Origin of the sequence: Aureimonas sp. N4, from assembly GCF_001463925.1 — a bacterium.
Taxonomy (GTDB): domain Bacteria; phylum Pseudomonadota; class Alphaproteobacteria; order Rhizobiales; family Rhizobiaceae; genus Aureimonas; species Aureimonas ureilytica_A.
Genome location: NZ_BBWS01000016.1, coordinates 1 through 19656 on the forward strand (window position 1 = coordinate 1; position 19656 = coordinate 19656).

23 protein-coding genes are annotated in these 19656 nt (G+C 65.0%); 4 read left to right on the forward strand and 19 right to left on the reverse strand.

All coding sequences use genetic code 11. The features are described 5' to 3' along the window. The 18 genes from AUL28_RS05225 to motA form a co-directional block, all read right to left on the reverse strand. The coding region (locus AUL28_RS05225; RefSeq protein ID WP_062230912.1) for a flagellin N-terminal helical domain-containing protein at positions 1 to 1611 on the reverse strand (1611 nt) is incomplete at its 3' end. 237 nt (positions 1612 to 1848) lie between these two features. Next, positions 1849 to 2631: a flagellar type III secretion system pore protein FliP gene (gene fliP / locus AUL28_RS05230; protein WP_058600915.1), complete on the reverse strand. Its 783-nt coding sequence runs from the start codon at positions 2629 to 2631 to the stop codon at positions 1849 to 1851. After that, a complete protein-coding gene (locus tag AUL28_RS05235; RefSeq protein ID WP_062230913.1) occupies positions 2628 to 3239 on the reverse strand; it encodes a flagellar basal body-associated FliL family protein in 612 nt (203 codons plus the stop codon). Before AUL28_RS05235 ends, fliP begins: the two co-directional genes overlap by 4 nt. A 253-nt stretch (positions 3240 to 3492) precedes the next feature. Then, the gene (flgH, locus tag AUL28_RS05240; protein ID WP_192843405.1) at positions 3493 to 4200 is read right to left on the reverse strand and encodes a flagellar basal body L-ring protein FlgH; all 708 of its coding nucleotides are present in this window, start codon (positions 4198 to 4200) and stop codon (positions 3493 to 3495) included. Then, the gene (locus AUL28_RS05245) at positions 4197 to 4823 is read right to left on the reverse strand and encodes a MotE family protein (RefSeq protein ID WP_062230914.1); all 627 of its coding nucleotides are present in this window, start codon (positions 4821 to 4823) and stop codon (positions 4197 to 4199) included. The genes flgH and AUL28_RS05245 overlap by 4 nt, the downstream gene beginning before the upstream one ends. An 8-nt stretch (positions 4824 to 4831) precedes the next feature. Next, entirely contained in the window at positions 4832 to 5902 is a 1071-nt protein-coding gene (flgI, locus tag AUL28_RS05250; protein ID WP_058600962.1) for a flagellar basal body P-ring protein FlgI, read from the reverse strand. Positions 5903 to 6024: 122 nt separating this feature from the next. Next, on the reverse strand, positions 6025 to 6510 hold the full coding sequence (gene flgA, locus AUL28_RS05255) for a flagellar basal body P-ring formation chaperone FlgA (RefSeq protein WP_058600917.1): 486 nt from the start codon (positions 6508 to 6510) through the stop codon (positions 6025 to 6027). 3 nt (positions 6511 to 6513) lie between these two features. Then, positions 6514 to 7296 (reverse strand): flagellar basal-body rod protein FlgG, encoded by a 783-nt coding sequence (gene flgG / locus AUL28_RS05260; RefSeq protein WP_058600918.1) that lies wholly within the window; start codon positions 7294 to 7296, stop codon positions 6514 to 6516. Positions 7297 to 7310: 14 nt separating this feature from the next. Next, complete coding sequence (locus tag AUL28_RS05265; RefSeq protein WP_058600919.1) at positions 7311 to 7637, reverse strand: flagellar hook-basal body complex protein FliE; 327 nt, start codon at positions 7635 to 7637, stop codon at positions 7311 to 7313. A 5-nt stretch (positions 7638 to 7642) separates the two neighbouring features. Next, positions 7643 to 8059, reverse strand: a complete 417-nt coding sequence (gene flgC / locus AUL28_RS05270) for a flagellar basal body rod protein FlgC (RefSeq protein ID WP_058600920.1) — start codon at positions 8057 to 8059, stop codon at positions 7643 to 7645. A gap of 6 nt (positions 8060 to 8065) precedes the next feature. Then, a complete protein-coding gene (gene flgB, locus AUL28_RS05275; RefSeq protein WP_058600921.1) occupies positions 8066 to 8446 on the reverse strand; it encodes a flagellar basal body rod protein FlgB in 381 nt (126 codons plus the stop codon). A gap of 302 nt (positions 8447 to 8748) precedes the next feature. Next, positions 8749 to 9198 carry a hypothetical protein gene (locus AUL28_RS05280; RefSeq protein WP_058600922.1) on the reverse strand — a complete coding sequence of 150 codons (450 nt, stop codon included), beginning with the start codon at positions 9196 to 9198 and terminating at the stop codon, positions 8749 to 8751. Positions 9199 to 9260: 62 nt separating this feature from the next. Further along, entirely contained in the window at positions 9261 to 10349 is a 1089-nt protein-coding gene (flhB, locus tag AUL28_RS05285; RefSeq protein ID WP_058635129.1) for a flagellar biosynthesis protein FlhB, read from the reverse strand. A 74-nt stretch (positions 10350 to 10423) separates the two neighbouring features. Next, positions 10424 to 11446, reverse strand: a complete 1023-nt coding sequence (locus tag AUL28_RS05290) for a FliG C-terminal domain-containing protein (RefSeq protein WP_062230915.1) — start codon at positions 11444 to 11446, stop codon at positions 10424 to 10426. 10 nt (positions 11447 to 11456) lie between these two features. Then, positions 11457 to 11777: a flagellar motor switch protein FliN gene (gene fliN / locus AUL28_RS05295; protein WP_244498451.1), complete on the reverse strand. Its 321-nt coding sequence runs from the start codon at positions 11775 to 11777 to the stop codon at positions 11457 to 11459. Positions 11778 to 11969: 192 nt separating this feature from the next. Further along, a complete protein-coding gene (locus AUL28_RS05300; protein WP_058635127.1) occupies positions 11970 to 12320 on the reverse strand; it encodes a DUF6468 domain-containing protein in 351 nt (116 codons plus the stop codon). Further along, on the reverse strand, positions 12301 to 13236 hold the full coding sequence (locus AUL28_RS05305; RefSeq protein WP_062230916.1) for a FliM/FliN family flagellar motor switch protein: 936 nt from the start codon (positions 13234 to 13236) through the stop codon (positions 12301 to 12303). The genes AUL28_RS05300 and AUL28_RS05305 overlap by 20 nt, the downstream gene beginning before the upstream one ends. A 9-nt stretch (positions 13237 to 13245) precedes the next feature. Then, entirely contained in the window at positions 13246 to 14118 is an 873-nt protein-coding gene (gene motA, locus AUL28_RS05310) for a flagellar motor stator protein MotA (RefSeq protein ID WP_058635125.1), read from the reverse strand. Between the two features lie 218 nt (positions 14119 to 14336). Here motA and flgF point away from each other — a divergent pair, with 218 nt between their 5' ends. Further along, positions 14337 to 15062: a flagellar basal-body rod protein FlgF gene (flgF, locus tag AUL28_RS05315; protein WP_062217461.1), complete on the forward strand. Its 726-nt coding sequence runs from the start codon at positions 14337 to 14339 to the stop codon at positions 15060 to 15062. Continuing rightward, entirely contained in the window at positions 15059 to 16390 is a 1332-nt protein-coding gene (locus AUL28_RS05320) for a FliI/YscN family ATPase (RefSeq protein WP_062230917.1), read from the forward strand. The genes flgF and AUL28_RS05320 overlap by 4 nt, the downstream gene beginning before the upstream one ends. A 66-nt stretch (positions 16391 to 16456) precedes the next feature. On the opposite strand, the gene AUL28_RS05325 is transcribed toward AUL28_RS05320, so the two are convergent. Continuing rightward, positions 16457 to 16702: a hypothetical protein gene (locus tag AUL28_RS05325; protein ID WP_156419894.1), complete on the reverse strand. Its 246-nt coding sequence runs from the start codon at positions 16700 to 16702 to the stop codon at positions 16457 to 16459. A 98-nt stretch (positions 16703 to 16800) separates the two neighbouring features. Between AUL28_RS05325 and AUL28_RS05330 the strand changes: the two genes are divergently transcribed. Together AUL28_RS05330 and AUL28_RS05335 are read left to right on the forward strand one after the other, a co-directional pair. Then, the gene (locus AUL28_RS05330; protein ID WP_062230919.1) at positions 16801 to 17724 is read left to right on the forward strand and encodes a LysR substrate-binding domain-containing protein; all 924 of its coding nucleotides are present in this window, start codon (positions 16801 to 16803) and stop codon (positions 17722 to 17724) included. A 110-nt stretch (positions 17725 to 17834) separates the two neighbouring features. Beyond that, positions 17835 to 19652 carry an ABC-F family ATP-binding cassette domain-containing protein gene (locus tag AUL28_RS05335; RefSeq protein ID WP_062230920.1) on the forward strand — a complete coding sequence of 606 codons (1818 nt, stop codon included), beginning with the start codon at positions 17835 to 17837 and terminating at the stop codon, positions 19650 to 19652. Positions 19653 to 19656 lie beyond the last annotated feature (4 nt).

Here is a 19656-nt window from a genome sequence, read left to right on the forward strand (position 1 = left end):
CGTCACACCGGCGGTCGAGATATAGACCGTCGAGTTGTGCGTGCCAACCGAACCCGCCGCGTCCGTGAAGGTGACGTCCATCGCGATGCGGTCGCCAGGCTGAACACCGGACGTGTTGATCGCGGCAGCGAACGTGTAGGCGGCAGCTGTCGACGTGCCAACGGCGGTCGTTGCGCCCCAAGTGCCGCCGTTGTCCAGGTGACCCTTGAGCGTGGTGGCCGAGGTACCGGTCGCCTGAACGTTCGAGATGCCGACAGCCTGGTCCTGGCCCTTGGCAGTCGTCGTCAGGGTGAAGGTGTGGGTGGCGCCAACAGCCGCAGCCGTTACCTTGTTGGTGCCGAGTGTGGTACCACCGTTCATGTCCGTGGCGTTATCGATGGCACTCTGAAGCGCCGTAACGAAGGCGGCCTCGCTAGTCGCAGATCCGGCGTTACCGTTGTTCAACGTCGCCAGGTACGAGCGCGAGCCGTACTGGAACGTGAACGTGATGGTGTCGGAGCCGCTCAGCGCCGTGTAGGTGTTGTCGGTGGCCGGAGCCGTCGTAGCGACAGCCGCAGTGGCCGTGCCAGCACCAGGCGCGGTACCCGTCACGGACGTTCCCAGAAGGCCCGTCAGGACGCCATCGCCATCAACAGCCTGCATACCCGTCACGGCGATCGCGGACGAACCACCCGAGCTGGCCGTGGTCAGCTTGATGTTGTTCGAAGCGTCGACGCTGACAGTCACCTTGCCGGCGCCGACAGCGGTGTCGATCGTGGACTGCAGAGACGAAACGAAGTTCGTCGCGTTGGTGACCGTGGTCGGCTTGAACGTGACCGGCATGACCGAACCACCATCAACCTGCAGGTTGAACGTGATGCGGTCCGTCTTGTCGAGACCGACGAGGTTCAGCGTTCCGAGCGTCGCTACAGCCTGCGTCGCGGTCTGGTTGCCGGTGCCGAGCACCGTGGAAACAGCGCCCAGACCCTGGTTGTTCGGGGTTGCACCGGTCGCGTCGATACCACCAACCGTCAGCAGCGAGCCGTCAGCGGCCGTCAGAGCGTTCTTCGTGTTCAGGAGACCCGAGCTTGCCGGGTTGGCGTCGAAGAGAGCGACCTTCGAAACATCGACGTTCACAGTGCCGATGGAGACAGCGTTGTTGGCGCTGCGAGCGAAGGAAGCGACGATCGACTTGGTCGCGTTGTAGCCCGTCGCCGACGAGTCAACCGACAGCCAGTTCTCGCCCGAAAAAACGGAAGAGCCGGCGATCGACTTCAGCTGGTCCTGAAGCTGGCTGATTTCGTTCTGGATCGTGTTACGATCGACGCCGTCCTGCGTCGCAGCCGTCAGCTTCGACTTGATTTCGTCGAGAACGTCCTTGGCTTTGGTCAGGCCCTGGTAGGCCGTATCGACCGTGGCAGCACCCAGACCGAGTGCATCCTTGACGGTGCCGAGCGACTTGTTATCCGACTTCAGCGTCGCGGAGATCGACCAGTAGGCAGCGTTGTCCTTGGCTTCGCCGATTTTGAAACCGGTAGAGATACGGCCCTGGACGGTCTCGAGCTGAGACTGGGTAGCCTGGAGAGTACGCAGCGCGGTGAGAGCGGCAGCGTTCGTGTTCACAGAGGTCATGGAAGATGTCCCGATAAATACAATCGTTGGGACAGACCGGATCGAGCCGGCATAGGAGTTCGGCTTCATGCCTATGACCGTGAGCCCTTGGGCCTTTCATCGGTCAATCTCCTATGACACTCAATCTAGGAGTCAAAGTTTAAGGCGTGGTAAAATTCGTTTTTGTCACTCGATTTTTCCATTCTGACCACCGCCAAGCCTGTGCTGGAAGCACCAGTCAATAGATCGACTTACTGACTACATGAACGATCGCACCAGACTGCCCGTCAGCATGTTCCAGCCGTCGATCAGGACGAAGAACAGGATCTTGAAGGGGAGCGATATGATGGTCGGGGGGAGCATCATCATACCCATGGACATGGTGAGGGTCGCCACGATCAGGTCGATCACCAGAAAGGGCAGGACGATCAGGAAGCCGATCTCGAAGCCGCGGCGCAGTTCCGAGATCATGAAGGCGGGAACGAGAACGCGGAAATCCACGACCTCCCCTTCCCCAGAGCCCTGCTGCACTTCCGGCAGCCGGTCGCGATTCGAGGCCTGCGCGAAGTCGGAGAAGAGCGCCAAATCTTGGCTGCGCACCTGATCCAGCATGAAATCGCGGAAGGGCTCGGCAATGCGCGGCAGCGCCTCTTCTTCCGTGATCTGCCCCTTCATCAAAGGCTGCAACCCGTCGCGCCAGCTCTGATCGAAGGTCGGCATCATCACGAAGAAGGTGATGAAGAGCGACAGCGAGATGATGATGAGATTGGCGGGCGTCGTTTGAAGGCCGAGCCCCGAGCGCAGGATCGACAGCGCGATGACGACGCGCGTGAAGGCCGTGACCATCACAAGGAGGCCGGGCGCGATCGAGAGAACCGTGACGATGCCGAAAAGCTGGACGATACGGCCCGAGACGGCCGTATCGCCGGCCGGAATCAGCGAGGCCAGGCTGTTGGCGGCATTGGCCACCGCGTCCTGCGCATGGGCGGGCGCGGCCCAGGCCGCCGCGAGCAGCGCGGCGGCGAGAAGCGCGCGTCTCACTTCACCACCAGCGAACGAACGGTGACGTCGACGACGGCGGGCGAGCGCAGGCGCGCGCGCTCCAGAAGGTCTTCCTTCAGATGAAGAAGGCCGCGCGAGCCCTCGATCTGCGCGAGTTCCAGCGTGCGCAGGAAAACGAGCGTGTCGGCCTGGACCTGATTGGTCAGCGCTGCCTCGTCCACCTTTTCCGTGCCCTGCTGGCGCAGCACGAGACCCATTTCGAGGCGGGCCTGCGCGCCAACCGGTGAGGACAGATCGGTGAGAATGGCGGGAATCGTCACGAAGCTTTCCTTGGGCGGCTCGCCCTTGGCTTCCTTGTTGGCGAGCGAGCCGTCCTCGCCCGTCTCGGCCTTGGCCGACTCGCCATGTCCGCCCTCAGCGGGCTTGGCCTCGCCATGCGCGGCATCAGCCGGATGAGCTTCCGCCGCGCTCGCATCGGGCGCGGGTGCGGGAGCCGGTTTCAGGAGAAAGCCCAGCGCCGCGCCGCCGCCGGCCGCCAGAAGCGTCAGACCCGCCACCACGGCGATCATCTGCATCTTGCCGCCCTTCTTGGCTTTCGGATCGCCGCCCGCAAGAATGGCAAGCGCTTCGGGAGTGAGGTCGGTCATCAGGCGCTCCGGCACGAGACAATGCGCAGTGGGAAAGCCGCAGCCTCCCGTCCGAGCGGGTTCCATCGCGGCCTCGATGCCCCGCCACTGGCGCGACGCATCGCGGGCGGGTGGGGCATTGAGGAAAGTGTTAATAAATCGTGCTGGCCCGAGCCTGACCGCAGCGCGCAACAAAAAACGGGCCGGCGAACCGACCCGTTTCCAAGGGAGAGGATGGAGAGTTCGGGCGAAGCGGCGCTTCGCCCTGGACGCCTCAGTAAGGCAGCGCGTTGTCCAGGACCTGCTGGCCCCAAGCCGGCTGCTGAACTTCCGTGAGGCGACCCCGGCCGCCGTAGGAAATGCGCGCTTCGGCGATCTTCTCGTAGGAAATCGTGTTGTTGGGCAGGATGTCGCCCGGCCGGATGATGCCGGCAATCGAGAGAACGCGAACCTCGAAATTGACGCGGATTTCCTGCTGGCCGGCAATATAGAGATTGCCGTTGGGCAGAACCTGCGTGACCACGGCCGCGACCGAGACGTTGATCTCTTCCTGGCGATCGACCGTACCCTTGCCGGCCGTCTTGGTGCCGTTCTTGAGGCCGAGATCGGCGCCCACAGTGGGAAGCCCCCAGGAGCCGAAGGACCCTTTGAGATCGGCGCCGACGCTGACACCCGAATCGCGCGAGCGCTTGGTGTTGTTGTCGAGCTTGGCCTTGTCGTCGATCTTGATCTTGACCGTGACGATGTCGCCGACATTGAGCGCGCGCGTGTCGCGGAAGAAGTCGGCGTTGCGGCCGGTCCAGAGAGAGTTCACGTGGCGCGGCGGCTCGGGCGAATAGGCGGCCTGCGGCTGAACCACGGGCGGGAACTGATGCAGCCCCGTTCCCACCGGCGTCAGCACGGGCTCCTTCATCAGGTCTTCGCGCGTCGTGGTGCAACCGGCCAGAACGCCGGTGGCAAGAAGGCAGGCGAGGATTCTCACGATTTCTGTTCCTCGGCAGCGGGCGGCGAACCGGCAGTGTCCATCTGGGCCGCGCGGTCGGTCTTCTGGGTGATGATGGCGGCCAGTTCCGCCGCGACGGGCGCGGGCATCTCGGCCAGGATGGCGCTCGCCTGGCGGGACTTGAGACGGGTGAGCAGCGCGGCCGCCGCCGGGCGCGTCATGCCGGCGAGCTGGCCGGCGGCTGCGTCCGGCTTCATGCCCGAATAGATCTGGATCATCGTGTCCGAGGTGGATTCGATGAAGGCCTTGCGCTCGGCCAGCCAGCCTTCGACTTCCTTGCGCTTGGCATCGAGTTCCTCGATGCGGGCGTTGAGCTGACCTTCGGCCTCCTTCAGCTGAGCGAGCTGAAGGGCGTTGCGCGCGTCGAGAGCGGGGTCGGAAATATTGGAGCAGTAACGCTGCACGTCCGTCGTCGGCTGAACTGGAACGGAGGCTTCCGTGCCGTCGGCGCCGATGACGCGCACCTTCACGGGCGTCGTCGGCGGCCCGACGGGCTCTTTGCTGCCCGAAGCCTCAGCAAACTGAAAGCCGCCCAGAACCAGGACGCCGGCCAGAAGCGCGGTGCGAAGCGAAGACGAGCGGACGAAGGGCGAAGGGGTCATGACGGATCTCACTGAACCACGAGGTCGGCTTGAAGCGCGCCGGAGGTCTTGATGGCCTGAAGAATGGCGATGATGCCGGTAGGCTTGAGGCCGAGCCGGTTGAGCCCGCGCACCACGGCGTCCAGATTGGCGCCCTGCACGATGGCGAGATTGCCGCCGCCCTGCTGCGCGTCCACCGTCGTGTCCTTGGTCACAACGGTCTGCCCGTTGGAGAAGGGCGCCGGCTGCGAGACATTGGGCGTGTCGGTGATGCGGACCGTCAGGCTGCCATGGGTGACGGCGACCGTCGAAATCTTGACGTCCTGCCCGATGACCACCGTCCCGGTGCGCTCGTCGATGACGACCTTGGCGGCCTGATCGGGCGTGATCTGAAGATCGCCGAGATCGGCAAGGAAGCGGGTCGAGGAAAGCTTGGGCGGGCGCGTCAGCGTGATGTTGCGGAAGTCCTGCTCGCGCGCCACCGGGCGGCCATAGGCCTGCACCGAAAAGGCGTTGATCGCGTCCACCACACGGATCGCCGTGCGATAGTCCGGGTTGCGCAGTTCCATCGTGATGGTGGGTGTGTCCACCGTCGCGCGTTGCACCTCGCGCTCGATCAAGGCGCCGCCGGCGATGCGGCCAGTGGTCGGCGTGCCCTGCGTCAGGCTTTCGTTGGTGCCCTCGGATGAGAAGCCGCTGACGGCGAGCGCGCCTTGGCCGACGGCGTAGATTTCGCCATCGGGACCATAGAGGGGCGTCATCACCAGCGTGCCGCCCATCAGCGACGAGGCGTCGCCGAGCGAGGAGACGTTGATGTCGATGCGCGAGCCGATGCCCGAAAAGGCCGGCAGATCGGCGGTCACGACGACGGCCGCGACATTGCGCGTGCGTGGATTGGCCGAGCGCACGTTGACGCCCATGCGGTCGAGCATGGACTGGAGCGATTGTTCGGTGAAGGGCGAGTTGCGCAGGCTGTCGCCCGTGCCCTGAAGGCCGATCACCAGACCGTAGCCGACGAGCTGGTTGTCGCGCACGCCCTTGACGGTCGTGATGTCCTTGATGCGCACGCCGCCCGAGGGGCGCACGCGCGGCACCACCATGTTGAAATTCTCGCGCGCGCCGATGCCGGCCTGGCTGTAGCCGGCGCCCGCATAATCGGCCGCAAAGGCGGAGGTCAGGCCGAAGGAAAGGCTCGTGGCGACGAGCATCGCTCGCTTGAGGCTCATTGTGAGGACACCTCGATCGTGCCGTCTTCCATGGCGATGCCCGAGATCGTGACGCCGCTGTCGGTGTTGCGAACCCGAATGGCCTGACCCGCCGAGCCGGACTGGAGCGGCAGGCCCATGCCGGTGATCAGCAGGCCTTCCTCGCGATAGATCAGCTTGGCCGGAACGCCGGCGGTCACCGAGTCGGGCGATTTCAGGTCGGACAGGAGAATGGGCTGGTTGGGCAGCAGCGTGCGGCGGGCGAGTCGGTTCTTCAGCATCCCCTCTTCGACCACATAGGAGGACAGCTGCTCGCCCGGAACGGTGAAGCGCATCGGGATGATGCCTTTGTCGAGCACGCTCTGGCCGGGATAGACCACGGCGGTCGGCACCGGCAGGTTGAGATCGGCCGCGCCGGCCGGGGCCGGCGACAGTGCGACGAGAAGCCCCGCGCCAAGCAAGCCCGCGAGGGAGAAACGGCGAAGAAGCGGGGCTGCGATCATGGTTTAGCGAATACCCTTCGAGACGACGCCGGCCATTTCGTCGGCTGCCTGGATGACCTTGGAGTTCATCTCGTAGGCGCGCTGCGCCGAGATCAGCTCGGAGATTTCCTTGACAGGATCGACGTTGGAATTTTCCAGATAGGCCTGCTTGATCACGCCGTAGCCGGGATCGCCCGGAACGCCGGCGATCGGCGTGCCGGAGGCGACGGTCTCGCGGAACAGGTTGTTGCCCTGCGCGGCGAGGCCCGGCTCGTTGGCGAAGTTGACCAGCGAGATCTGGCCGATGAGCTGATCTTGGCCGCTGACCTTGGCGTAAACCTGACCTGCCTCGTTGATCGAGACCTGCGTCGTGTCCTGCGGGATGGTGAGGCCGGGATCGACCACGAAACCGTCGAGCGTGACGAGCTGGCCGGTGGCGCTTTTGTTGAAGGCGCCGTCGCGGGTGTAGAGCGTTTCGCCGTTCGGGCCCTGGATCTGGAAATAGCCCTGGCCGTTGATGGCCAGATCCAGATCGTTGCCGGTCTGCTGCAGCGCGCCCTGGATATGGACGGTGCGAACGGCGGCCGTGCGCACGCCCAGACCGATCTGCACGCCCTCGGGGATCGTGTTCTCGCCGCCACGGGCGGGCACGCCCTGCGCGCGCTCGACCTGGTAGAGAAGATCGGTGAACTCGGCGCGGGCGCGCTTGTAGCCGGTGGTGTTGATGTTCGCGATATTGTTCGCGATCACTTCGACATTGGTCTGCTGGGCGTTCATGCCGGTCGCGGCGATCGCAAGGGCGCGCATTGCTTTGGTCTTTCTCAGATCGACATGCGGGAGAGTTCAAGATAGGCCGAGACGACCTTGTCGCGGATCGCGATGGCCGTCTGGAGCGTGCGCTCGGCGCCCATGACCGCGTCCACGACGGCCTGGGTCGAGGCCTTGCCGTTCACGCCCTGGATCGAGGTCGCTTCGGCGCTTTTCACCGTCTGGTTCGCTTCGCGCGCCATATCGGCCATCGCGGCGGCAAAGCCCTGGCCGGCGGCCGCGTGAGCCTCGCCGGCGGCGGTCGTGCCAACCGACATCGAGGTGGGATCGAGGCGGAAAGTGTCGACGCGCGCGGCCGCGCTTCCGATAGCGGGGATCATGGCGTTCAGCCTCTCATGAGATCGATGGTCAGGTTGATCAGCTCACGCGCCTGCTTGACCACCTGCAGGTTCGCTTCATACGAGCGGTTGGCCTCGCGCATGTCGGCCATTTCGACGAGCGGGCTGACATTGGGCATCTTGACGTAGCCGTTGCCGTCGGCCGCCGGATTGCCCGGATCGTATTCCGACTTGAACTGCGAGCGGTCGAGGCCGACATCCTTGACCCGAACGATCTCGGCGCCGGTCAGACGGTCGATTTCGGAGGTGAAGGTCACGGTCTTGCGGCGGTAGGGATCGGTGCCCGGCCCCTCGCCCGTGGAGCGGGCGTTGGCGACGTTTTCGGCCACGACGCGCAGGCGCGTGGACTGGGCTTCGAGACCGCTGGCGGCAATGCGAAGAGCGGAGGAGATGGCATCGGTCATCGACTGTCAGCCTTTCAGCGTCTGGAGATACATGCGGTGAAAGGCCTTGGCGATCGACGTATCGAGCGCGAAGTCTCGGGAGATCTCACCGGCCTTCAGCATTTCCTGCTCGAGGCTCACCGAGTTGCCGGAATGGGTGATGTCCCAAGGCGTCTGGCGCGTTTCGTCCACACCGAAATCCCGCCCGGCCGAGGCCACGAGATGGCTGGGGTTGGAGGCAGCAAGTTCCAGCTTGGTGGTTTCGAGAACGGAGGTGAAGGGCGACACGTCCTTGGCGCGATAGCCGGGCGTGTTGGCGTTGGCGACGTTCTCGGCCACGACCGCCTGACGCTGCGAAAGCCAGTCTGCGCGGGTGGACGACAGGCCGAAAAGATAAAGATCGCTCATGAAGGCGTAAATCCTCGAGAAACATCTCGTAACGCCGTTTTAAGGATAGGCACTTGTCCGAAGCTGGCCAAACATGAAAAACTCGTTTATTAACCTGATGTTAACAAGTATTAATCGTAGTTAATACATGCCGCCCGGTCAAAAAAAGACCCCGCTCGAGCGGGGTCTGTGGCGGGTCGGGAGACGAGCGAGGTGCTGGTCAGCGCATGTCCGTTGAAAGGCGAGTTGGCTTTCGAGCCCAGACCATGCGCGAGACAAAGGACAAGAGCCCGCTTGGCGCAGCCACGCTCGACGCCGATAGCTTACACGCGAGGCGCGGTGCGCATCCGCGCGGCCTCGATGGCTTTCGCCAGACGCTGCGTGTTGACGCTCGGGTCGGCGTCCGGGTCCTTGAAGGCGATATAATTGATATGGACAGCCGCCCGCGTGGCGGTGAGGGTCAGGCGGAAGTGGACGCTCACCTCGGGCAGGCGCAGTTCGAGGTCGAGATCGATGGTCGGGGCCGAGCCCCAGCTCAAGTGCTCCTCGCCGCTTTCGGCAAAGCGCAGGACGCCGGGCGCCAGATAGAGCTGGGCGGAGGATTCCACGATGTCGGCGATATTGCCGAAAGCGTCCATGCGCAGGAACGCCACATAGTCGGCCGGTTCCACAAGCCGCAGTTCAGCCACGACCTCGCGGAGGCCGTTCGCCACGAGACGTTCCCGTTCGGCTGCGTGCTTGTTGCGAACGTTAAGCATGACTTGGGCGCCCATGGAGAACCTTTACGCGGGAAGAACAAGATGATCCGGGCTAGGAAACACGCGGTCCGGATCGATTAGGCGACACCAATTTCCAGGCGCGTCCCCGGACGCTCGTGGAGATAGTAGATGACTTCCGCGACGGCCTTGAAGAATTGCGGAGGGATCATCTGATCGACTTCCACATGATCGTACATCGACCTTGCCAAGAGCTTGTCCTCGACCACAGGAATGTCATGTGTTTCGGCAATCTCGCGGATTTTCAAGGCCATGGCGTCGACGCCCTTGGCCACGACCAGCGGCGCGCCGCCTTCTTCGCGGACATAACGTAGCGCGATGGCATAGTGCGTCGGATTGGCGATCACCACGGTGGCCTTGGGCACCGAGGCCATCATCCGCCGCTTGTTGCGCTCGCGGGCGATCTGGCGCTGGCGCGCCTTGACCATCGGGTCGCCTTCGGCCTGCTTCATCTCGTCCTTGATCTCCTGCTTGGACATGCGCAGGTCGCGCCGCCACAAGATGCGGGAGAACAGGAGATCGGCCGCCACGAGCAGGATAGTGGCCACCGACACGGCCGCGAGCAGGCGCATGGCCAGACCGAGGATCGTTTCGGGAAGCTGCTGCGGATCTGAGAACATCGTCGCCAACAAGAGAGGCAGTTCCTTGGAAAGTATCCAACCGACGATGATCATAACGCCGAAGAACTTGAACAATGACTTAGCGAACTCGGTGAAACCGCGCTTTCCGAACAGTCTTCCCCAACCTTGGGTTAGCGAGACGTTGGACGCTTTGGGACGAATTCGCTCAAGATTGATCTGGGGCGGATTTTGAAGAAGGGAAGCCAGTATTCCAGCCACGATGAAGAGCCCGGTGGCCGGAAGCACGAAATGGGCGGTCTGGAGCGAGATCGTATGAAGAAAGCCGAGCGCGTCGTAGCCGTTGCCGATCGACCATTGCGTCGGGTTCTCGAAGGTGACCTTGAGATCGCTGAAGAGCTGCGCCGCGTTGTTGCGGGCCTGGAAGATGACGACGCCGATGGCGGCCAGGAGCGAGGCGAGAATCGGCGCTTCGCGAGAGACCGGAAGATTGCCCTTCTCGATCGTATCTTGAATGCGCTTCTCTGTCGGGTCTTCCGTTTGGGACTCTTTGTCCGCACCGTCCGCCATGGTCCGTCCGCTCCCAATCGCATAAGGCACAGGGCCGGGCGCGGACCCTCATGGTCCCCGCCCGGCCTTGGCCGTCATTCGCCTCGTTCGGTGAGGTCGAGCCGGCCTTCCGCCGACAGGCGGAGCGCGGCGGCGGCGATCGAGCGGCGCGCGTCCTGGACGGCGGTCGCCGCGACCGCTTCGTTGCGGCTGAGTTCGGCCTCGACCATGCGCCGGGCGCGAGCGCCGAGCGCGGACAGAACGGCCTCGCGCATGGTCTCGTCGGTGCCCGAGAGCGACTGCGTGACCGTTTCGGTCGGGATCGCATCGAACAGGAGCAGGCGGGACTTCCTGGGCAGGCCCGGAATGTCCTCGAAGGCGAAGAGCAGCTTGCGCAGTTCCTTGGCTTCTTCCGGCTCGCTGGTCTCGATCGCGTTCAGGAGATCGTCGGTCTGCCGCTTTTCCATGCGGTTGACGATCTCGGCCAGCGTCGCGTGGCGCTGCTTGCGCTCGGCGCCGTTGCCGGCCGACACGAAGGATTCGCGGAAGCGATGCTCGATCAGGCGCGACATCTGCTCGGTCGGCGGCTTGGCCGACAGCATACGGCGCACCACGTCGTTGCGCAGCGGCCCTTCGAAGGAGGCGACGACCTGCGCCGCGACCTCGGCCTTGAGGCGCTGGACGGCATAGGCGATGACCTGCGGATGCTCCTTCAGGAGCAACGCCGTGATCGCCTGCGCGCCGAGCTGTTCCATCTCGTACCAGACGGGCAGTCCGACATCGCCTTCCATGGCCTCGTCGGCGTCGAAGACGAGCGCGAGTTCCTCGCTGGAGAGCGAGGAGCGCAGAAGCTTGGACAGCTCCGAATCCAGGCCGATCAGGCCGGGTCCGGCGCGGAACGCGTCTTGGAAGTCGGCGACGATGGCGTCGAGTTCCACGGCCGTGATCGGCTTCTGCTGCGACGCGCCCTGGCGCAACGTGCGGATTTCTTCCGGCGAGAAATGCTTGAGGAGCTTGGCCGCGCCTTCGCCGCCGAGCGTCAGGAGCAGGATCGCGGCGCGCGCGGCGCCCGATTTCTGCGGCCCTTCGAGCTCCAGAGGAGTGTAAGCACCCAACATGGCCGAACCGTCAGATCGCGCCGGAGGACTTCGCGCGCGCCTGGTGGGCGGCCGGCGACACGATTTCCGTCAGCGTGATGCCGAAGCGCTGATCTTCGTTTTCGAGAACGACCACCTCGCCGCGCGCCACGATGCGGCCATTGACCATCAGGTCCACCGGATCGGAGACATTGGTGTCGAGCTTGACCACCGCGCCGCGCCCGAGCTTCATCAGATTGGCCACCGGCATGACGGTCGAGCCGAGCACGACCTGCATGGTGACGGGGATGTTCATGATGACGTCGAGATTGGGCTGAACCGGCGGCAGGTCGGCCGCGGCCGCCATCGGCATCTCATCGTCGTAGCCTTCCGCCATGAAGCCGTGTTCGGCGCCGAGCTCGGCGTCGGTCTCGGTGGCGAATTCGCTCTCCTCCATCCCGAAATTCGGGGTGAAGGTCGTTTCGGTCTCGAGGTCGATCGTCTGGTTGGCCATGGAAGAAAAGGTCCTTCGGAACGTCGTCGGGTCGAAGCGACCCATCATTTATTAACGAATAGCGACTGGAACTGACGCGAAGCGGGAGGGCGTGTCGGCATCGTTGGCCGGGGCGATCCGGCGGCGCTCGTAGCTGTCGAGAATGATGTCGAGCCGCTCGGCGAGCTCGCGGGCTTCGGCCATGCGCTCCTCGAGGGTCTGGAGCGTACGGACGCCCTCGCTCTTGAGAAGCACGACGGCATTGGCCGCCTTGTTGATGGACTGATCGGCGTCCACCAGAACGGCCCGGAGCGCCGTCTCGTCGCTGCGCAGCCGGCGCAGCTCGCGATACATGGTGCCGGTGCGCCAGCTCGTGACAAGCAGGGCGCTGACCAGAAGGGCGTCAATCAGCCAGGATGTCATCGATGAATTCCTCCGTCGGATCGACCGCTTCCTCGATGCGCACCATGTAGCTGTCGCGCGAGCGACCCATGTGCCCGCGGAACAGACGCTGACCCTCGCATTCGAGAACGAGCAGGCTTTCCATCGTGACGGCGAGCGAGATCGTCTGGCCGACCTGGAAACAGGCGACTTCGCCCAGCGTGGTCGGATGTTCGGCCAGAAGCGCGCTCACGCGCATGTCGGCTTTCTGGAATCCGGCTTCGAGGCCCTTGGTCCAGCTCTCGTCGACGATCGAGGGGCTGGTGTCGGGGATCACGGCCAGCGCGCGCTTGTGCGTCGCGAGGACCGACTCGGGGATGGCGACCCGCATTGCCGCCACGCAGCGACCGATCGACAGCTCGAATCGGAACTCCACGAACTGCCGGCTGTCGGCCGGGATCAACGCATCGACCTTGGCGCCGATCTCGTCGGCGATGAGGCGGTCCGGCGCCATGGCGAGCGGGGCGATGTCACCGAACACGCCGTTGCCGCAGTCCACGAAGGCGCGCAGCGCGTTGTCGGCGAAGAACCGGGCGACGCTGGTGAGCGGGCGACCGGCTTCGGGCTTGTTGCGCCCGTCGCCACCGAAGGCCGCTTCCGCGATCGTGTCGGCGAAGAACGGGCCGGCGGCGAGAATGGCGGTCTCGCGCCATTTGGGCGAGCGCACGGTCAGCGCGAGCTGGGTCTCTGTGGCGCTCATCGAGCCGGCATCGAACGTGAAGTTCGAGAGATCCACGAACTCGATCTTGAGGGGCGTGGCATAGTTGGCGTTGATCTTGGCCGTTGCGGCCTCGGCCCAGGCGGCGCCGATGATCTTGAGGCGGGGATAGCGGTCCGGTTCGATCCGGGCCGCCGAGCGAAGACGCTCCCCGATGCGGCGGTCGGTAACGGTGTCCATGGAGCCTCCTTAAGCCGCGGGAGCCGCTGCGCCGCCGCCGATCGTCTCGGCTTCGACCTGGTCGATGGTCGGACGGTCATAGGCGGAGATCGCCTTGCGGCCGTATTCGAGCGCCACCTGCGGCAGGGCGCCGTTCATGTAGGCGATCAGCGTCTGCTTGATGATGACATACATGCGCATCTGCTTGTCGCGTACGGACTTGATCTTGGCCGCCATCGGGGCGAACACGCCGTAGGAGAAGAAAATACCGGCGAAGGTTCCCACCAGCGCCGCGCCGACCAGATGGCCGAGCACTTCGGGCGACTGGTCGAGCGCGCCCATGGCGTGAACGATACCCAGAACGGCGGCGACGATGCCGAGCGCGGGCAGACCGTCGGCAACTTCCTGAACCGCCTGCTTGGGCTTCATCTTGTCATGCTGGACGGTGTGAATTTCCTCGTCCATCAGCGCCTCGATCTCGTGCGGGCGGGCATTGCCGATGATGATCAGGCGGCAATAATCGCAGATGAAGTTGGTCATCGCCTGGTTCTTCAGGATGTTCGGAAACGCGCTGAAGATCGCCGACTCGGCCGGATTGTCGACATGGGCTTCCACCTCCGAGCGCGACTTGGAGCGCATCTCGCGCATCAGCGAGTGGAGCAGGCTCAGAAGGTCGAGATAGTCGCGCTGCTTGGGAACGGCGTCCTTGAAGGCCTCGCCCATCGCCTTGCCGGTGTCCTTGACGACCTTCATGTTGTTGGCGACCAGGAACGTGCCGAGCGAAGCGCCCAGAATGATGAGCAGTTCGTAGGGCTGCCAGAGAACATAAAGATGGCCGCCGGCAGCGACATAGCCGCCGAGAACGCAGCCAATCGTGACGAGAAGGCCGAGAATGATACCCATCGGGTGCCCCTGGTGAAGAAAGGATTTCGTTAACCCTTAGGCACCCCGACTTGCGTGAGACTGTGCGGTGCGCAACAGCTGGAGCGTGCATCGCGCGGTCAGGTTCAGGCCATTTGCGGCAGGTTATTGTCAGGGAGAACGGGCTTTTTCCGAACGCCGGAACAGGCCCGCCCGCGCCCTGCGGAACCGGCATTTCCTCGCGATCCAAGGCCTCCCCCATGCAGACATCGCTTCCCGTCGCTCTCTCCGGTCAGCTCGCAACGGAAAAGCGCCTCGACACGATCGCCAACAATCTGGCGAACGCGCGCACGGTCGGCTTTCGCTCCGAAGAGGTGAAGTTCGAAAGCTTCCTGTCGCGTACCGCCCCTGAGACGGTCGCCTTCACCTCGGGCGGCGAGCGCTACATCTCCACCCGCGCCGGCGAGCTGACGCAGACCGGCAATTCGCTGGATATGGCCGTCAAGGGCGACGCCTTCTTCGCCATCCAGACGCCCAAGGGCACCGTCTATACGCGCGACGGGCGGATGCAGATGAAGCCGACCGGCGAACTCGTCACCGTCAACGGCGAGCCTTTCCTCGATGTCGGCGGCGCGCCCCTGATGATCGATCCCTCGGGCGGTCCGATCTCCATCGCCCATGACGGCATGATCACGCAGAAGAACGTGCAGATCGGCGCGGTCGGCCTGTTCAAGATGCCCGTGGGCGCCGATCTCCAGCGCGCCGGCACCTCCGGCGTCGTTCCCAACAAGGCAGCCCAGCCGCTGGTGGATTTCGAGGACACGGCCGTCGCGCAGGGCTATGTGGAAGGCTCCAACGTCAATCCCATTCTTGAGATGACGCGCCTCATCGAAGTGCAGCGGGCCTTCGAGCAGGCCGCCAACATGATCCAGACCTCCGAGAACTCGCTCAACTCCGCCGTCACCCAGCTCGGAGCCACGAAATGACGGCAGGCTCCAGGCAGAAGGTCGATCTTTCGGGCCTGAACGAGCCGTTGATCCGCATCAGCGGGCATATCGTCGATGTGTCCGCGCAGTCCTTCCGCGTGGCGGGCCTCAGCCCCTATGTGAAGCTCGGCGACTGCGTGGTCTGCGACGGCCCCGAAGGCGAGGAACTGGGCGAGGTCGTGCGCGTCGAGGAAGCCTCGGCCACGGTGAAGCCCTTCGCGGTGCGCTTCCAGAGCGGCGTTCGCTCGCTCGCCTGGCGCACCGGCCCCGTCACGGTATCGCCGGCCGCCAGCTGGCGCGGGCGCACGATCGATGCGTTCGGTCGCCCCTGCGACGATCGGGGCCCCCTCGAACAAGGCCCGGTCAGCTATCTCACCGACACGCTGCCGGACGCTGCGCTGCGGCGCGGGCGCGTGACGCAGCCGGTCGCGACGGGCGTCAAGGCGATCGACATCTTCACCCCGCTCATTCGCGGCCAGCGCATGGGTATCTTCGCCGGGTCGGGCGTCGGCAAATCCACGCTGATGGGCATGTTGGCGCGGGCCAAGGGCTTCGACACGGTGGTCGTGGCGCTGGTGGGCGAGCGCGGCCGCGAGGTGCGCGAGTTCCTCGAAGTGACGATGCAGGGCGAGCTCAGCCGCGTCGTGACGGTCGTGGCGACGGGCGACGAGAGCCCGATGATGCGCCGCCTCGCACCCAAGACCGCCATGACCGTCGCCGAATATTTCCGCGACCAGGGCGACCATGTTCTCCTGATCGTGGATTCGGTGACGCGCCTTGCCCATGCGGCGCGCGACGTGGCGCTGGCCGCCGGCGAGCCGCCGGTGGCGCGCGGCTATCCGCCGAGCGTCTTTTCCGAACTGCCCCGCCTTCTGGAGCGCGCCGGCCCCGGCGCGCCGGACAGCGGCACGATCACCGGCCTCTTCGCGGTTCTGGTGGATGGCGACGATCACAACGAACCGGTGGCCGATTCCATTCGCGGCACGCTGGACGGGCATATCGTGCTGAGCCGCACGATCGCCGAGGAAGGCCGCTTCCCGGCCGTGGACGTTCTCAAATCCATCTCGCGTCTGGCCGACCTGTCCTGGAGCCACGAAGAGCGAGAACTGGTCACGCGGCTGCGCTCCATGATCTCGCGCTACGAGGACACGCGCGACCTGCGCCTTCTCGGCGGGTATCAGCGCGGCGCGGACGCGACGCTCGACCAGGCAGTCGATCTCGTGCCTCATGTCTATGGCAATCTTCTGCAAGGCCCCGCCGACGGCCCGACCGACCAGCCCTTCGACGAACTGTCCCGGCGTCTCAAGGCCGGCATGGCCGGCGGCTGACAAGCCGAAGCGCCGGGGCGATGCTCCCGGCGCTTTTCATCCGCAAGGATTCCCCTCGACCCCGCGTCAGTCCAAGCGCGATCGCCTGGATGGCTCACGCCGGCTCCAGCCTTCCAGTTCGGCGCGTGGGCGCTCGGCCGGGCCATCCCGCCAGCCGATGTCTCGCTTGATCCAGTCGGGCATCTCGTCTTCGCGCATCACGCGATCCGGCGGCGCGAGACGCCGCGCCAGCGCAGCCAGCCATAAGCCGAGTTTTGTCCACGCATGGCGGGGCTCCGCCGTGCGCGCTCCGTCGAGCATGCCCGTTCGCATGGGTTCGTTCCCTTTGTTGATAGGCTCGAACATGGCGTGAGGCGGCTTGCGGGTCCAATCGAAGCTCGGGCATGATGCATAAGGGAGTTTTATGCATTATGTCTCGCAATCTGCCACCCCTTGCCGCCCTTCGCGCCTTCGAGGCCGCCGCGCGCCATTTGAGCTTCACCAAGGCGGCGGCCGAGCTGGGCATGACGCAGGCGGCCGTCAGCTATCAGATCAAGATTCTGGAAGAGCGCGTCGGCGCACCGCTGTTCCTGCGGGGCAAACGACAGATCGCGCTGACGGAGGTCGGAGAGCGGTTCGGCTCAAACGCGAGCCAGGCCTTCGATCTCATCGCGGACGCGTTCGAGGCCGCGCGCGGCGGGGCTTCGGGCGTTCTCACCATCAGCGTCATCCCGACCTTCGCGACCGGCTGGCTGGCTCGGCATCTCTACGCCTTCCAGCTGTCTCACCCTGAGCTCGCCGTGCGACTCCAGACGACACGCGTGCTCGCGGACTTCGAGCGCGAGGGCGTCGACATCGCCATTCGCGGCGGTCCGAGACCAACCAGCCCTCTCGTCTCGCATCTTCTGCTGCGCGCCGATTTCACGCCGATGCTGAACCCCGCGCTGGAGGCGAAAGTCGGCCTGCCGCTCGGCAGCCCCGCCGACCTCCTGCACTATCCCCTGATCGACCCGACCGATCCCTGGTGGAACGAGTGGTTCGCCCATGCGGGAATCGAGCGGCCGGGCTTCGACAAGGATGACGGCCACAAGATGGGCGGGCAGGATCTGGAGGCCATCGCGGCGGCGGCCGGGCATGGCGTCGCAATCCTCACGCCCTTCTTCTACAAGGAGCTTCTGGCGTCCGGGCAGTTGCGCAAGCCCTTCAATATCCTCTGTCCGACCGAGCGTGGCTATTGGCTCTGCTATCCTCCCGCGCGCCGGACCTCGCCCAAGATCCGAGTGTTTCGCGACTGGCTCCTGGGGCATTTCCCGGAGGGAGAGAAGGAGCGATCAAGCTTCGGGCCGAGCGGCTGATCGCGTCCGGTGCGCTCGCCTTCGCACCGCATTCTTCCGCCTGATGTTTTCACAGGGCCTCCAACGCCGAGACAATTCCGCTTCGGCCGGAAATGCTCTAGAAGCCGCCCATGGCTCCTCCCCCGCTCCTCCGCCTCGACGGCGTGCGCCTCACCTTCGGCGGCACCCCTCTTCTCACCCATGTCGAACTCGGCGTCCTGCCGGGGGATCGCATTGCGCTGGTCGGGCGCAACGGCTCCGGCAAATCGACCCTCCTGAAAATCGCAGCCGGCCTCGTCGAGCCCGATGGCGGCGAGGTCTTCCGCCAGCCGGGCGCGACCATCCGCTATCTCGCGCAGGAGCCCGATTTCGGCACGGCCGAGACGGTGGAAGCCTATGTCATGGCGGGCCTTGGCCCCGCCGACGAGCCTTACCGTGTCACGCGGCTGATCGAGGGCTTGGGCCTTCGCGCCGACGCGCGGCCGGGCGATCTGTCGGGCGGCGAGGCGCGCCGCGCCGCGCTGGCCCGCGTGCTCGCCCCCGAGCCCGACATCGTGCTTCTGGACGAGCCGACCAACCATCTCGATCTTCCGACCATCGAATGGTTGGAAGAGGAAATCCGCTCCATCCGCTCGGCCGTGGTCATCATCAGCCACGACCGTCGCTTTCTGGAGCGCACGACCGAGGCGACCGTCTGGATCGATCGCGGCTCGGCGCGCCGCCTGAACGAAGGCTTCGGCGGCTTCGAAGCCTGGCGCGACAAGGTTCTCGAAGAGGAAGAGCGCGACCTCCAGAAGCTCGATCGCAAGATCGTGCGCGAGGAGCACTGGCTGCGCTATGGCGTCACCGCCCGGCGCACGCGCAACGAGCGCCGCCTCGCCGGCCTGCACCAGCTGCGCGCCGACCGCAAGAACGCCCGCCGCGCTGTGGGCACGGTGGAGATGGTGGTGGGCGAAACGCGCGAAAGCGGCAAGCTCGTCATTGAAGCCAAGGGCATCTCCAAGGCCTATGGCGAGCGCGTCCTGATCGACGATTTCTCCACGCGCATCCAGCGTGGCGATCGCGTCGGGCTCGTCGGCCCCAATGGCGCTGGCAAGACCACGCTCCTCAAGATGCTGATCGGCGAGACGGAGCCCGATTCCGGCACCGTGCGTCTCGGCACCAATCTGGACCTCGCCTTTCTCGACCAGAAGCGCGCCTCGCTGCGCGACGATCTCTCGGTCGCCGACGCGCTGACGGACGGGCGCGGCGATCAGGTCATGGTCAATGGCGAGCCGCGCCATGTCGCGGGCTATCTCAAGGACTTCCTGTTCCAGGCCGAGCAGATCCGAACGCCGGTCGGAAACCTGTCGGGCGGCGAGCGGGCGCGTCTGCTCCTGGCAAAAACCCTCGCGACCCCCGCCAATATTCTCGTTCTGGACGAGCCGACCAACGATCTCGACATGGAGACGCTGGACCTTCTTCAGGAACTGATCGCCAATTATCCCGGCACGGTCCTGCTCGTCAGCCACGACCGCGACTTTCTCGACCGCACGGTGACGAGCGTGATCTCGCCCGAGGAGAACGGGCGCTGGCTGGAATATGCCGGCGGCTACAGCGACATGGCCGCCCAGAAACGCGGCGCGCAGAAGGAAGCGCGCAAGGCCGAGAAGCCGAAACCGGCGGCTTCGGGCGCTTCCGCAAGCACGGCATCCAAGCCGGTGGGCGCGGCGACCAAGCTCTCCTTCAAGCAGAAATTCGCGCTGGAGAACCTGCCGAAGGAGATCGCCAAGCTGGAAGCCGCGATTGCCAAGGCGGAAGCCGAGATGGCCGATCCCGCGCTCTTCACCAAAAACCCCGATCGCTTCTCCAAGCTCGCGGGCGCCATCGAGAAGGACCGCGCGGCCCTGGCCAAGGCCGAGGACGAATGGCTGGAGCTGGAGATGCTGCGCGCCGAGATGGAGGGTTGAGCTT

Bases quoted from the DNA above. Each gene is read 5' to 3' on its own strand.
- flgA (WP_058600917.1), bottom strand. From the start codon at position 6,510: ATGATCGCAGCCCCGCTTCTTCGCCGTTTCTCCCTCGCGGGCTTGCTT.
- AUL28_RS05305 (WP_062230916.1), bottom strand. From the start codon at position 13,236: ATGGACACCGTTACCGACCGCCGCATCGGGGAGCGTCTTCGCTCGGCG.
- AUL28_RS05235 (WP_062230913.1), bottom strand. From the start codon at position 3,239: ATGACCGACCTCACTCCCGAAGCGCTTGCCATTCTTGCGGGCGGCGAT.
- AUL28_RS05325 (WP_156419894.1), bottom strand. From the start codon at position 16,702: ATGCGAACGGGCATGCTCGACGGAGCGCGCACGGCGGAGCCCCGCCAT.
- flgI (WP_058600962.1), bottom strand. From the start codon at position 5,902: ATGGTGGTGCCGCGCGTGCGCCCCTCGGGCGGCGTGCGCATCAAGGAC.
- flgB (WP_058600921.1), bottom strand. From the start codon at position 8,446: ATGAGCGATCTTTATCTTTTCGGCCTGTCGTCCACCCGCGCAGACTGG.
- flgC (WP_058600920.1), bottom strand. From the start codon at position 8,059: ATGACCGATGCCATCTCCTCCGCTCTTCGCATTGCCGCCAGCGGTCTC.
- AUL28_RS05280 (WP_058600922.1), bottom strand. From the start codon at position 9,198: ATGGGCGCCCAAGTCATGCTTAACGTTCGCAACAAGCACGCAGCCGAA.
- AUL28_RS05290 (WP_062230915.1), bottom strand. From the start codon at position 11,446: ATGTTGGGTGCTTACACTCCTCTGGAGCTCGAAGGGCCGCAGAAATCG.
- flgF (WP_062217461.1), top strand. From the start codon at position 14,337: ATGCAGACATCGCTTCCCGTCGCTCTCTCCGGTCAGCTCGCAACGGAA.
- AUL28_RS05300 (WP_058635127.1), bottom strand. From the start codon at position 12,320: ATGACATCCTGGCTGATTGACGCCCTTCTGGTCAGCGCCCTGCTTGTC.
- AUL28_RS05320 (WP_062230917.1), top strand. From the start codon at position 15,059: ATGACGGCAGGCTCCAGGCAGAAGGTCGATCTTTCGGGCCTGAACGAG.
- AUL28_RS05330 (WP_062230919.1), top strand. From the start codon at position 16,801: ATGTCTCGCAATCTGCCACCCCTTGCCGCCCTTCGCGCCTTCGAGGCC.
- AUL28_RS05265 (WP_058600919.1), bottom strand. From the start codon at position 7,637: ATGATCCCCGCTATCGGAAGCGCGGCCGCGCGCGTCGACACTTTCCGC.
- fliN (WP_244498451.1), bottom strand. From the start codon at position 11,777: ATGCCGATGGCGGCCGCGGCCGACCTGCCGCCGGTTCAGCCCAATCTC.
- AUL28_RS05245 (WP_062230914.1), bottom strand. From the start codon at position 4,823: ATGACCCCTTCGCCCTTCGTCCGCTCGTCTTCGCTTCGCACCGCGCTT.
- motA (WP_058635125.1), bottom strand. From the start codon at position 14,118: ATGGGTATCATTCTCGGCCTTCTCGTCACGATTGGCTGCGTTCTCGGC.
- flgG (WP_058600918.1), bottom strand. From the start codon at position 7,296: ATGCGCGCCCTTGCGATCGCCGCGACCGGCATGAACGCCCAGCAGACC.
- flhB (WP_058635129.1), bottom strand. From the start codon at position 10,349: ATGGCGGACGGTGCGGACAAAGAGTCCCAAACGGAAGACCCGACAGAG.
- AUL28_RS05335 (WP_062230920.1), top strand. From the start codon at position 17,835: ATGGCTCCTCCCCCGCTCCTCCGCCTCGACGGCGTGCGCCTCACCTTC.